Source organism: Streptomyces sparsus, assembly GCF_054776295.1.
Window position 1 is genome coordinate 1 of the sequence record NZ_BAAHCA010000013.1, and the last position, 12,608, is coordinate 12,608.

The 12,608-nt window shown below is 71.6% G+C and carries 9 protein-coding genes and 1 pseudogene; 7 read left to right on the top strand and 3 right to left on the bottom strand.

Features of this window, described 5'->3' with window-relative positions; translation table 11 throughout:
- Positions 1-229: 229 nt before the first annotated feature.
- Positions 230-946, top strand: a complete 717-nt coding sequence (locus ACYVE9_RS02235) for a DedA family protein (protein ID WP_461025994.1) — start codon at positions 230-232, stop codon at positions 944-946.
- A gap of 131 nt (positions 947-1,077) precedes the next feature.
- Here ACYVE9_RS02235 and ACYVE9_RS02240 read toward each other — a convergent pair whose 3' ends face one another.
- Together ACYVE9_RS02240 and ACYVE9_RS02245 are read right to left on the bottom strand one after the other, a co-directional pair.
- The gene (locus ACYVE9_RS02240; protein ID WP_461025974.1) at positions 1,078-1,323 is read right to left on the bottom strand and encodes a hypothetical protein; all 246 of its coding nucleotides are present in this window, start codon (positions 1,321-1,323) and stop codon (positions 1,078-1,080) included.
- 118 nt (positions 1,324-1,441) lie between these two features.
- Positions 1,442-1,729 carry a hypothetical protein gene (locus ACYVE9_RS02245; protein WP_461025975.1) on the bottom strand — a complete coding sequence of 96 codons (288 nt, stop codon included), beginning with the start codon at positions 1,727-1,729 and terminating at the stop codon, positions 1,442-1,444.
- Between the two features lie 255 nt (positions 1,730-1,984).
- On the opposite strand from ACYVE9_RS02245, the gene ACYVE9_RS02250 reads away from it, so the two are divergent.
- The 6 genes from ACYVE9_RS02250 to rph all read left to right on the top strand — a co-directional run bounded on the left by ACYVE9_RS02250 (position 1,985) and on the right by rph (position 11,883).
- Positions 1,985-3,247: a sensor histidine kinase gene (locus tag ACYVE9_RS02250; RefSeq protein WP_461025976.1), complete on the top strand. Its 1,263-nt coding sequence runs from the start codon at positions 1,985-1,987 to the stop codon at positions 3,245-3,247.
- 1 nt (position 3,248) lies between these two features.
- On the top strand, positions 3,249-3,908 hold the full coding sequence (locus ACYVE9_RS02255) for a response regulator transcription factor (RefSeq protein WP_461025995.1): 660 nt from the start codon (positions 3,249-3,251) through the stop codon (positions 3,906-3,908).
- 154 nt (positions 3,909-4,062) lie between these two features.
- A complete protein-coding gene (locus tag ACYVE9_RS02260; RefSeq protein ID WP_461025977.1) occupies positions 4,063-5,025 on the top strand; it encodes a CPBP family intramembrane glutamic endopeptidase in 963 nt (320 codons plus the stop codon).
- A gap of 275 nt (positions 5,026-5,300) precedes the next feature.
- Positions 5,301-6,950 carry a helix-turn-helix domain-containing protein gene (locus ACYVE9_RS02265; RefSeq protein WP_461025978.1) on the top strand — a complete coding sequence of 550 codons (1,650 nt, stop codon included), beginning with the start codon at positions 5,301-5,303 and terminating at the stop codon, positions 6,948-6,950.
- A 214-nt stretch (positions 6,951-7,164) separates the two neighbouring features.
- Positions 7,165-8,466, top strand: a complete 1,302-nt coding sequence (locus tag ACYVE9_RS02270; RefSeq protein WP_461025979.1) for a type III PLP-dependent enzyme domain-containing protein — start codon at positions 7,165-7,167, stop codon at positions 8,464-8,466.
- Positions 8,467-9,282: 816 nt separating this feature from the next.
- On the top strand, positions 9,283-11,883 hold the full coding sequence (rph, locus tag ACYVE9_RS02275) for a rifamycin-inactivating phosphotransferase (protein ID WP_461025980.1): 2,601 nt from the start codon (positions 9,283-9,285) through the stop codon (positions 11,881-11,883).
- Positions 11,884-12,336: 453 nt separating this feature from the next.
- Here the strand turns inward: rph and ACYVE9_RS02280 are convergent.
- A pseudogene (locus tag ACYVE9_RS02280) lies at positions 12,337-12,603 on the bottom strand (type I-E CRISPR-associated endoribonuclease Cas2); the annotation flags it as partial.
- Between the last annotated feature and the right edge of the window lie 5 nt (positions 12,604-12,608).

The following is a 12,608-nucleotide window of genomic DNA, read 5'->3' on the forward strand; positions in this document are numbered from 1 at the left end:
CGCCGACACGCCCGCCCCGACCGCCGCCGCCCCGGCAGCGTCACCCGCCCGGACCGGAACCGGCGCATCGCCGCGGCGGCCCGCACACCGCCACGTCCTGAGCGCGGACCAGGGCGGGGGAGATCGCCGATACGCGCATGCCGGACTGTTGGTAGCTTTGGCTCGACATCCTCCGGGCCGGTCGGGCCCACCGGAGCACAGGAGCTCGGGGACAAAAATGCATACGGCGCTGAACACTCTTGCCCTGGGGCCTGCCTGGCTGGACCCGGACTTCCTGATCGACAAATTCGGTCTGATCGGGGTTCTTGTCATCGTCTTCGCCGAGTCCGGCCTGCTCATCGGGTTCTTCCTGCCCGGCGACTCGCTGCTGTTCACCACCGGTCTGCTGGTGACCACCGGTGTCCTGGACACGCCTCTGTGGCTGGTGCTCACGCTGGTGGCGGTCGCGGCGATTCTCGGAGACCAGGTGGGCTACCTGTTCGGACGGAAAGTCGGGCCCGCCCTGTTCAACCGTCCGGACTCGCGGTTCTTCAAGCAGGAGAACGTGCACAAGGCGCACGAGTTCTTCGAGAAGCACGGCCCGAAGTCCCTCGTCCTGGCGCGCTTCGTGCCGATCGTGCGGACGTTCACCCCGATCATCGCCGGCGTGAGCCGTATGAACTACCGCACCTTTCTCATCTTCAACATCGTCGGCGCCCTCCTGTGGGGTGTCGGCGTCACCGCCCTGGGGGCCGCCCTCGGTCAGGTCGAGTTCGTCCACCGGCACATCGAGGCCATTCTCATCGGCATCGTGCTGCTGTCCGTGCTGCCGATCGTCGTCGAGCTCCTGCGAGCCCGCGGCGCCTCGGCGAAGCCGGCGCCGGACCGGGTGGACGTGCTGCACCAGGCGGGTGAGGCGGCCCCCGTGCCGGTACGTCCGGAGCGCCGCCGCCACGCCAAGCCCTGACGGCACGAGGAGCGCCGCGCCCCACGAAGCGCCGAGGGCCGCGGGCCGAGGGCCGGGAGCCCCCGACGGTGAGGGCGCGACGGGACGGTCAGGCGCCTGCGGTGGTCAGGCGCCTGCAACGGTCGCGACGGTCAGAGGCCCTCGACGAAGCGGACGGACCAGGCGTAGCCGCTCCCGGTCTCGTGGGGCACCCGTCGGACCTCTCTGACCTGGCAGCCGTCGTGGGCGTACTTGAGGGCGAACCGATCCAGGCGCTGCTGCTCGGTGAGGTCGTCCATGGACAGCGGCGCTCCGACAACGAGGTCCTCGTGCAGGACCGCCTCCGGGGAAGCGTCGTCCGAGCATGCCGAGCAGTGGTGCGTTCTGGGGAGTGCCATGGCCCCAGTGTGCGCCTCTTCACGCGCTCCCGACGTCCACGGTGCCCGCGCGGCCCCGGATCCGCGTGCCGCCTCACCGCGCGGACCCCGGCCGGACGCCGGGGAGGGCGCGGCGCACTCACCGCCGGCGTCCGCGCAGACCGTGCAGGACCAGAGCGACCGCACCGACCGAGGTGACGATGCCGCAGGCCAGGTGCACGCCGAGGCCCGCGCCGCTGACCGAGGCCGCCACGTTCACGAGCGTGCTGACGGTCACCACCGTCCACAGCAGCACGCGGACGACACTCCTGCGGGCGCCCTCACCCGGGCCGCCGCCCCCGGCGGGCGGGACGGTCGGCGTGGTGGACGTGGTGGACGTGGTGGACGTGGTGGACGTGGACGAGGGGTGCGGGCCGGTGTGTGCCATGGGATCTCCTCCGACGGATGCCGCTGCGGGTGGACGATGTCGACGCTATGGGCCGGGAGAGCACCGGACGATCCCGCCCGCCGCCCGGTCGGAGGTACAGCAGGCTGCACCCCCGGCTCCTGAACGGCGGCCACACACCAGCGCCGCCGGCCCGGGAACGCGGGGGCAGCGGACCGGGGACGCGGGGGCAGCGGGCCGCAGGCGCGGCCTCGTCGCCCCTCCGGGCATAGGGTCGTCGGCGACCGTGGAGGACGGATGACGACACAGCGGGCCACCGTGACCGGCGAACTCAGGGACACCGCCGTCCGGGCGCTGCGGGCCGCCGGGACAGCGCTCGCCCAGCTCGCCGGCGGGCTCGGCACTGCGGTCCTGGCGCTGGGTGTCCTGCTCCTGCTCGTTCTCACCGCGGTGTCCGCACCGATCGGCGCGGGCCTGCTCGTGGCGCCGCTCGCGTTGCGCGCCCTGCACGCCCTGGCCGGACGGGAACGGGACCGGCTCACCCGCTGGGGACCGGAGATCCCCGCCCCCGAACCGCCGCCGACGCGCGTGCGTGCCGCGCTCACCGACCCCACCACCCGACGTGAGGCGCGCTGGCTGCTCCGGCACTCCACCGCGGGGCTGCTCCTGGGCCTGGCCGGCGTCTGGATGCCGATCCTCGCCGTGCGTGACACGGCCTTCCCGCTGTACTGGCGGCTGTTCCCCCCGGAGCTCACGGCCACGTCCCTCGGGTTCGGCACCGCGCGCAGCTGGCCGGAAGCCATCGCCGTGGCGCTGCTGGGCGTGGGCTGGACCGCCCTGATCCTCGGGCTCACCCCCGGCATGGCACGCCTCCAGGCCGGGCCCGGACGCCGTCTCCTCGCGGCCGGCCCGGACACCGACCTGTCGCTGCGCGTCGCGGAACTCACCGCCACCCGCGCCGCCGCCCTGGACGCCCACGCCACCGAACTGCGCCGGATCGAGCGCGCCCTCCACGACGGGGCCCAGAACCGGCTGCTCTCGGTGACCGTCCTGCTCGGTGCCGCCCGCCGCCAGGTGGCCCGCGACCCGTCCCGCGCCGACGACGTCCTCGAACGCGCCCAGCTCGCCGCGGAACAGGCCCGCGCCGAGCTGCGCGGAGTCTCCCGCAGCATCCTGCCGCCCGTCCTGCACGACCGGGGCCTCGCCGGAGCGCTCTCCGGGCTGGCCGCGGACTGCGCCGTCTCGTGCCGGATCGACGTCGACGTGCCCGCGCGGTGCGCCGCGTCCGTCGAGGCGACCGCCTACTTCGTGGTGGCCGAGGCACTCACCAACATCACCAAGCACAGTGCCGCCCGGCAGGCCACCGTCTCGGTCAGGTCGCACGGCCGCCGCCTGCTCCTCACCGTCACCGACGACGGCCGCGGCGGCGCGGACGAGGAGGGCGGCTCCGGGCTCACCGGCATCCGCCGACGGGTGGCGGCCCACGACGGTACGCTCCGCCTGACCAGCCCGCCCGGCGGCCCGACAACGCTCGAAGTGGACCTTCCCTGTGGATCGTGACCTGCGGATCGTGATGGCCGAGGACGACCCGCTGCTGCGCGAGGGCGTCGCCCTGCTGCTGCGCGCGGAGTCCCTGGACGTGGTGGCCACGGCCGGCGACGCCGAAGAGGCGCTCGACGCCATCGACGCCCACGAACCGGACATCGCCATCCTCGACGTGCGGATGCCGCCCACCCACACGGACGAGGGCATCCGCGCGGCCGTCGAAGCCCGGCGGCGGCACCCGGAGTTGGCGGTGCTCGTGCTGTCCGCGCACGTGGAGCAGAGCTTCGCCACGGAACTGCTCACCGGCGGCGTCGGCGGCCTCGGCTATCTGCTCAAGGAGCGGGTGGGCAGGGTGGAGGAGTTCCTCGACGCGCTGTACCGGGTGGCCTCCGGCGGCACCGCCATCGACCCCGAGGTCGTCGCCCAGCTGTTCAGCCGCTCCCGCCAGGACACCCGTCTCGCCCGCCTCAGCCCGCGCGAGCGGGACGTGCTCGGGCTGATGGCGGAAGGACTGGGCAACAGCGCCATCGCCCAGCGGCTCGTCGTCACGGACGGCGCCGTCCACAAACACATCCGCAGCATCTTCGCCAAGCTCGATCTCTCACCGGCCGACCAGGTGGACCGCAGGGTGGCCGCCGTCCTCCACTACCTGGAGGACGCCCGGCGGCGCGCGTAGCCGTTGGGCCGACGGGTGCAGCTGAGGGGGGCGAGGCGACCGGGGTGGTACAGCCTGCTGTACGTGCGGTCGGGGCGCGCACGGCAATGACCCGCGGACCCGGCGCTGATGTGCTCGAACACACCACATCAGCCCGGTCCGAAGGGACACCGCAGTGCACATCACGACCCCCGCCGACACCCCAGCCCCACCCGTCGACCAAGGCCCCGGCGACCGCTCCGGCACCCTGCGGGCCAGCTTCCGCCGCCGCCCGCTCACCTGGTTCTTCTCACTGACCTTCCTGGCGAGCTGGCTGGCCTGGACGCCGTACGTGCTCTCCGAGAACGGCCTGGGACTCTGGCACTTCACCTTTCCCGCGACCGGCGGCGCCTCCCAGTTGCTGGGCGTCCTGCCCGGCGCCTACCTCGGCCCCATCGGGTCGGCCGTCCTGCTCACCTGGGCCATCGACGGCCGCCGGGGCCTGCGGACCTGGTGCCGCCGGATGACCAGGTTCCGCGTCAACTGGCGCTGGTACGCCCTCGTGCTGCTCTCGGTGCCCGCCGCCCTCACCCTCACCTCGGTGGTGCTCGGCGGCCGGGCCCCCGCACTGCCGTCCGCCGTGCTGCTCGCCGCGTACCTGCCCGCCCTGCTGATCCAGATGATCACGACCGGGCTCGCCGAGGAGCCCGGCTGGCGCGAGTTCGCCATGCCCCGCGCCCAGCGCCGGTACGGTCCTGTGCCCGCGACGTTCGCCGTCGGCGTTCTCTGGGGCGTCTGGCACCTCCCGCTGTTCCTGACCGAGTGGGGCGGCTGGCCGGAGGTGGACGCCACGCGGGTGGTGGCGTTCGTGGTGACGACGGTCGCCTTCAGCTTCGTGATGACCTGGGTGTTCAACCGGTCCGGCGAGAGCATGCCGCTGGTCATGCTGCTGCACACCAGCGTCAACAACTTCTTCACCGTCGCCTGGTCGGACATGTTCCCGACGTCCCCCGTCGAGCACGTGACGTACGCGTTCCTCATCAGCTCGCTCGTCGCCGCCCTCGTCCTGCTCGTCGCCACCCGCGGCCGACTCGGCTACCCGAAAGCCGCCCCCGATCCCCGCCTCCCTCAGGAGGCACCGGTTCCCGCGGGGAAGTGACCACCGCGCAGCGACGCCCCGCCGAGTCGACGCCCGGGGGACGGCGGGGCGTTGACGGCCCGGGTGACGGCTCCGGCGTCGCCCGGGCGCCGAAGTGCGGGAGTGAGCGAGCCGCAACAGAGCAACCCGCCGGCAGGCAGGGCTGAGCAGACCGCCCCTCGCTCCCGTGGCCGACGGCCTCGCGGGAAGAGGCGTGGCCCCGACGCACACGGGCTCGCCTCGCCCCGTGACAGCTCCTAAACTCACCGTCACGATGCGCTGACGTAGGGGGCCGGATGGCGCTGAACGGGTTACCCGAGCGGGGGGACGTCGCCGCCTCGGGGGTGACGCTGGAGAAGCTGCTCGCGGTCATGGGGGCCGGCGCGATGGAGCTGTGCGTTGCTCCCCGCGGCCTGCGGGTCGTGGTCGAGGGGGTGGCGGTGCTGGACTTGCTGGAGCCCGAACTGCCGCGGGGGCAGATGCTCCTGGCAGTGGGTGTCGATCCGCAGTCGGCCGCCGCCGTCGACGTCGTACGCGGAGCCGCCGATTCCGGAGCGGCCGCGGTGGTCTTCGGACAGGGCCGATCGGGGCGACCCCCCGAAGCGCTGCATGCGGCCGCCGACGGCGCCGGTACTGCGGTACTCCTCCGCACGGCGTGGTGCGGCTGGACGGAGTTGGTCGGCGCGCTGCGGGCAGGGCTGGTCCTGTCCGGGGCTCCGGCCGATCCAACCATGGCGTCTTCGCCGGCGGGCGACCTGAACGAGCTGGCCGACGCGGTGGCGGTGCTGGTCGGCGGTGCGGTGACGATTGAGGACGTGGAGTCCCGGGTCCTGGCGTACTCCTCCACGAAGGAGGAGGTGGACGAGTTGCGCCGACTGACGATCCTCCACCGTCGGGTGCCGGAGTGGCGAGTCGCCGCCATGCGGGAGGCCGGGTTCTTCCGAGCGTTGTGGGGCGTGGAGGATGTCATTCACCGGCCGGCGCACGGGGAGAACCCCGAACGCCTGGTGGTGGCCGTCAAGGCAGGAGGAGAGATCCTGGGGTCGATCTGGGTGGCGGCCACGGGCAGTGGCCTCGCTCCCCACGCCTCCGACACCCTGCGGTCGGCAGCACGGGTGGCAGCCGCACACCTGGTTCACCACCGGTCCTACCGGACCCACGCTCGGCTGGCAGAGGAAGCGGTCCGTGCGCTGCTCGACGGGCGGGGATCCGCCGCCACGCTGACCCAGCACACCGGCATTCCGGCGCATGGACACTGCGCTGTCCTGGCGGTACGCCCCGGGGTCGCCGGGCAGCGCGTCGAATCCGGGAGGCTGTGCTCCCTTCTGACAGTGCGTAGTGGTGCGAACGGTCTCAAGTCGGTGGTGCTGCCGGTCGACCAAGGGGCACTGATCCTGCTGGGCGCGCTGAGTCAGGACAGGCAACGGGCCGTCGAACAGGTCTCCCACCTGGGGAAGTCATTGGTCCGGGAGGTGGCCGACGTGCTGGGAGCCGGGACGAGAATCGGCCTGGGCACGGTCGTCGGGACCTTGGCAGACCTGCCCGAGTCCCGTCGGTCGGCCGACCTGGCGCTGAGGGCCCTGCGCTCGGCGGGCGAGCACCGTGCCGTCGCCTTCGCGAGCGAGGTGGCCGAGACGATCGCTCTGAACCAGATCTTGGACGCGCTGACGGGAACACCCTTGGCCCCGGACACTCCGGTGGCACGCCTGGTGGCGTTCGACGCCGCGAACGGCGGGGGCACCATGGTGGAGACCCTGCGGGCGTACCTCGACCACTTCGGTCATGTCCCGTCCACCGCCCGGGCGGTGGGTGTGCACGCGAACAGTCTGAGGCACCGGATCAACCGCATCACTGAGGTGTCCGGGCTCGACCTTCGCAGCCGAGACGCCCGACTCCTCGCCCAGGTGCAGATGCGCCTGCTCGAGAACGGCGACCCGGAGACGTGAGGGCTTGGACCTCGCCACGAAAAGCGGACGGCTGCGTCGTGCCCGCGCACGACGGTGGCGGTGCCACGTGCCGCGGGTTGCTTCACAGCGAGAACCGCGGGGCGTAACACCGGAACTCGCGCCGAAGACAGCCGCACCGCCCTGACGGGATTCTGGTGATCCGCCCGGCAGCATGTGCGGGCGGCCCAGACCTCGGCTTAAGGGAAGGTGCCCGATGAGTGGTTCTGTTCAGGCCGACCGACGCGAACGGATCCTGCGAGCAGCCGTGCGACAGGGGCTCCTGGAACCTGAGACAGCCGTACTGGCGGGGTTCGTCGACCTCGACGGGGTCGACGGAACCGTCACGTCCCTGCGGAACGCCTTTCCCGACTCGCTCCGCGTCCTGCACGCGTTCGCGGCCAAGGCGAACTGCCTGGTTCCCGTACTCGAGGAACTGCGCCTGAGCGGCATGGGTTGCGAGGTGGCGAGTGCCGGCGAGCTCGCCCAGGCGCTGGACGCGGGCTTCGAACCCGCACGGATCGTTTTCGACTCCCCGGCCAAGACGCGAGCTGAACTGGTCCAGGCACTGAGCCTGGGGGTTGCGGTGAACGCGGACAGTTTCCAGGAGTTGTCGAGGCTGGACGAGATCCTGGCGGCCCACCCTTCCGACTCGCGGTTCGGCGTGCGCGTCAACCCGCAGGTCGGCGCCGGCTCGATCAGCGCGATGAGCACCGCCACGGAGACCTCGAAGTTCGGCGTGCCCCTGGAGGACGAAGGCAACCGCCGGCGACTGATCCGGGCGTACCGGGACCGCCCCTGGCTCACCTGGATTCACACGCACGTCGGCTCGCAGGGGTGCTCACTGGACCTCATCGCCCGGGGCATCGCGAAGGCGGTGGCGTTCGCCGAGGAGATCAACGACCGCCTCGGCAAGCGACAGGTGACCGGCATCGACATCGGGGGAGGGCTGCCGGTCAATTTCGAGAGCGACGAGACCACTCCCGGCTTCGACACCTACGTCGCCCACCTGCGCGAGCACGCGCCCGCTCTGTTCTCCGGCGATTACGAGATCGTCACCGAATTCGGGCGTTCGATCCTGGCCAAGAACGGGTTCACCGCCGCGTACGTCGAGTACACGAAGACAGTCGGTGGCCGTCCTGTCGCGATCACCCACGCCGGCGCACAGGTCGCCGCGCGCACCGTGTTCGCCCCCGACGCGTGGCCGTTGCGGATCGAAGCCCATGACCCCCGCGGCTGTGCCAAACGCACTCCGTCCGTCCCCCAGGACATCGCCGGGCCGTGCTGCTTCGCCGGTGACCTGCTGGCACAGAACCGTGCGCTGCCACTCCTCGAAGTCGGTGACATCGTCGTCGTCCCGGACACGGGTGCCTACTACTTCTCCACCCCGTTCCACTACAACAGCCTGCCCGAACCCGCGGTACACGGCGCCCGCCTCGACGCCGGGGGCCGGGTCTCGTTCCAGCCGCTCCGGCCCGCGCAGGCTGTTCATCCGGTGCCGGCCCACTCCGGCAGGTGACCTCGCTTCCCCGCTCCCGAGCGGGGCGTGTCCGCTCGACACACCCACCCGCAGTCGCTCAGGCGGAGGAGGCCGCACGAGAACGTCCGGCCTCCCGGAGAGAACCGCAACCCGAAGGAAGCAGGTGCAACAGCATGAAAGTACGGCGAGTCCGGCCAGGGTGCTCCACGGAGAGAACGATCTCCGTTGGCCGATGGGGAGGCGTCGGACCACGGCTGTCCGCCGCCGGGGCGCGCTGCGGTCGGGTGGCGCGCGCCGGCACGCGGTGGCTCTCACGTCGCCGGCGCATCGCCGCCGATCAGTTTCTCCGGGGCGCGTGCTACGGGGCGGGGACGGCTTTCGTGGGCCTGCTGGTGGTCTGGGCGCAGACCCGTCGATGACGGTGCGCCAGCCCGCCCGCTCTCGCTGACCCCAAGCCCTTCGGGCGACCGGCTCCCGGTTGCCCGAAGGGTCTCGCCCCGGCCAGGAGCTGTCCGACAGCAACAAGCCCCATCCCGCTGACCTTGGCTGCCGACTGCCGACAGGTGACGGTCGACTGCCGTGAGCCGACTGTCGGCGGCCGGGCGCCGACGTGCGGGAGTGCGCCGCAACAGGAAAAAGCCTGGTGAACGACAAAAGGCAAGGAGAGCACCCGCTCCTTGCCACTCTCAACGTATAGCGCACTGGGGGGCTTGCGGCAAGGCCCCGGTGGTGCCGCAGAATGGCCGACCGGCGCCGGAAACTGCGGAAATAGCAGATTCGCGCAGTACGCCTTGGTTTGCAGATGAATGCCCGGGGCGAGAGAGGCCCGATCGGGCCGAAGAGATGGGGGAACGGATGGACAGCTACGTGCTGGATCTCCGGGAGATCGACCGGACGCGGGTCGCAGTCGTCGGCGGCAAGGGGGCGCACCTGGGAGAGCTGTCGCGGCTGGACGGCGTGCGCGTGCCGACCGGGTTCTGCGTGACGACGGACGCCTTCCGGCGGGCCATGGCGGACGCGCCGTCGATCGACGACCGGCTGGACGAGCTGTCGCGCTTGGACCCGGACGACCGGGAGGCGATCCGTACCCGCAGCGCGGAGGTCCGACGGACCGTCGAAGGGCTCACCCTCCCCGACGACGTCGCGGCGGCGATCAGCCGCGCGCTCGACCCGTCCGGCGAACAGACCGCGTACGCCGTCCGGTCGAGCGCGACGGCGGAGGACCTGCCGACGGCCTCCTTCGCGGGCCAGCAGGACACCTACCTGAACGTCGTCGGCCCGGCGGCGATCCTGCGGCACGTCGGCCTGTGCTGGGCCTCGCTGTTCACCGAACGGGCCGTGACCTACCGCCTGCGCAACGGCTTCGACCAGCGGAAAGTCCACATGGCCGTGGTCGTGCAGCAGATGGTCCTTCCGCAGGCGGCCGGCGTGCTCTTCACCGCCGACCCCGTGACGTCCGACCGGAAGGTCACCTGCGTGGAGGCCGGCTTCGGCCTCGGTGAGACCCTGGTCTCCGGCCTGGTGAACCCGGACGTCCACCGGGTGCGCGACGGCGACGTCGTCGCCAGGGAGATCACCACCAAACAGCGCGCCCTGCACGCCGCGCCGGGCGGCGGAACACAGCAGCAGCCGATCGAGCCGGAGCGGCAGGGGCAACCGGCGTTGACGGACGCGCAGGTGCTGCGGCTCGCACGGCTGGGCCGCCGCATCGAAGCGCACTTCGGCTGCCCGCAGGACATCGAGTGGTGCCTGGCCGACGACGAGTTCCAGATCGTGCAGAGCCGGCCGATCACCACGCTGTTCCCCGTCCCCGAAGTCGGTGACGGGGCCGACCACGTCTACGTCTCCGTCGGCCACCAGCAGATGATGACCGACGCCATGCGGCCCCTGGGCCTCTCCCTGTGGCAGCTGACGACGCCCCGGCCGATGTGCGAGGCCGGCGGCAGGCTGTTCGTCGACGTCACCCCGCAGTTGGCGTCACCGGCGAGCCGCGAGGGCATCCTCCAGGCGCTCGGCACGTCCGACCCGCTGATCCGGGACGCACTGGAGACCGTCCTGGAACGCGGCGACCTCGTCCGGCCCGTCCCGGACGAGGGGCCCGGCGAGCCGGCCCCCGGCAGCGCGCCGGAACCGATCGAGACCGACCCGGCCCTCGTCACCGAACTGATCGGGCACAACCGGGCTTCCGTCGCCGCGCTGAAACGCGACATCAGCACGAAGTCCGGCAGCGCACTGTTCGATTTCATCCTGGCGGACATCCAGGAGCTGAAACGGATCCTGTTCGACCCGCGCAGCATGCAGGTGATCACGGCGGGGACGGAAGCGACGTGGTGGCTCAACGAGCAACTGCGGGAGTGGCTGGGCGAGAAGAACCCGGCCGACACGCTCGCGCAGTCCGCCCCCCACAACGTCACCTCGGAGATGGGCCTCGCCCTGCTCGACGTCGCGGACGTGATCCGCCCGCACCCGGAAGTCGTCGCCTTCCTGCGCGACGTCGAGGACGAGGACTTCCTCGGCGAACTGGCCGGCCTCGACGGCGGACGGGAGGCGCACGACGCCATCACGGCCTACCTCGATGCGTACGGCATGCGCTGCGTCGGCGAGATCGACATCACCAGGCCGCGCTGGAGCGAACACCCCACCACACTGCTGCCGATGATCCTCTCCCACGTCAGGAACCTCGAACCGGGCGTCGGCGAGCAACGCTTCAAGCAGGGACGGCAGGAGGCGCGCCGGAAGGAGGAGGAACTTCTGGAGCGGCTGCGTGCCCTGCCGGACGGGGAGCGGAAGGCCGAGGAGACCAAGCGGATGATCGACCGCCTCCGCACGTTCGTCGGCTACCGCGAATATCCGAAGTACGGCATGGTCAGCCGCTACTTCGTCTACAAGCAGGCCCTGCTCGGCGAAGCCGAGCGCCTCGTGCACGCCGGCGTGCTGCGGGAGAGGGAGGACGTCTTCTACCTGCGGTTCCAGGAGCTGCACGACGTCGTGTGCACGCACCGGGCCGACGACGAACTCATCCGCCGGCGCAAGGACGCGTACCGCTCCTACCGAGCGCTCACGCCGCCGAGGGTGCTCACCTCGGACGGCGAGGCACTCACCGGAACCTACCGACGCTCCGGCCTGCCGGCCGACGCGCTGGTCGGCCTGCCGGTCTCCGCCGGGACCGTCGAAGGGCGGGCCCGCGTCGTCCTGGACGTGACGGTCGCCGACCTCGAACCGGGCGACATCCTGGTCACGGCCCACACGGACCCCAGCTGGTCCCCCCTGTTCGTCGCGGTCACGGGCGTGGTGACGGAGGTCGGCGGCCTGATGACCCACGGCGCCGTCGTCGCCCGGGAGTACGGCCTGCCAGCCGTCGTCGGAGTGGAACACGCCACGCGACTGATCCGGGACGGACAACGCATCCGCCTGAACGGAACCGACGGCTACGTCGAGCTCCTCCCCCCGACGTGAGCAACGGAGCCGCCCCCACAGGCGCGGGAAGCACTTCATCACGAGCGGTTCCTGGGAGCCGAGCCGGAACCATCCCCGCAGGCGCGGGGAGCACACATGCGCTTGGTGGACTCGCTCGTCCATCCGGGGACCACCCCCGCAGGTGCGGGAGCACGCGGTGCCCATCTGCTCCGGGACCAGGCCGTGGGGACCACCCCCGCGGGTGCGGGGAGCACCTTGTGCTGGAACCACAGCCACGCGGCTGCCTGGGACCACCCCCGCGGGTGCGGGGAGCACTCTGCCACCGGTAGAGGGTGGCGGTCGGGACCGGGACCACCCCCGCGGGTGCGGGGAGCACAGGAGCTGACCAGCGGCTTTAGATTGGGAAGTGTCTGTTTTCCTTCACTAGTAGAGATTCCGACATAAAGGGCACTTCGAAATGGCCGGTCGCGAGGCTTGTATCGGGGTTCACGGCTATCGGTTTCCGAAGCGTCGGCGTTTGGCGGCTTTGCTCCAGCCCTGGCGTGGGCTTTGGGGTGTGTGTGCTTCGGGGCGGGGGCGGGTGGGGTCTGGGCGGTGGATCAGGGTTAGGCCCTCGTGGTCGATGGGGTGCCAGGCGTGGTCGTGGCTCTCGAATGTGAAGCCCTGCTCGTTGTTGGTCTGGTAGGCCAGCAGAGCGCGTCCCTTTCCCGAGTACTGACGGACCTCGGCCCACAGAACGTCCCGTACGCGGGCCGAGGGGGGTT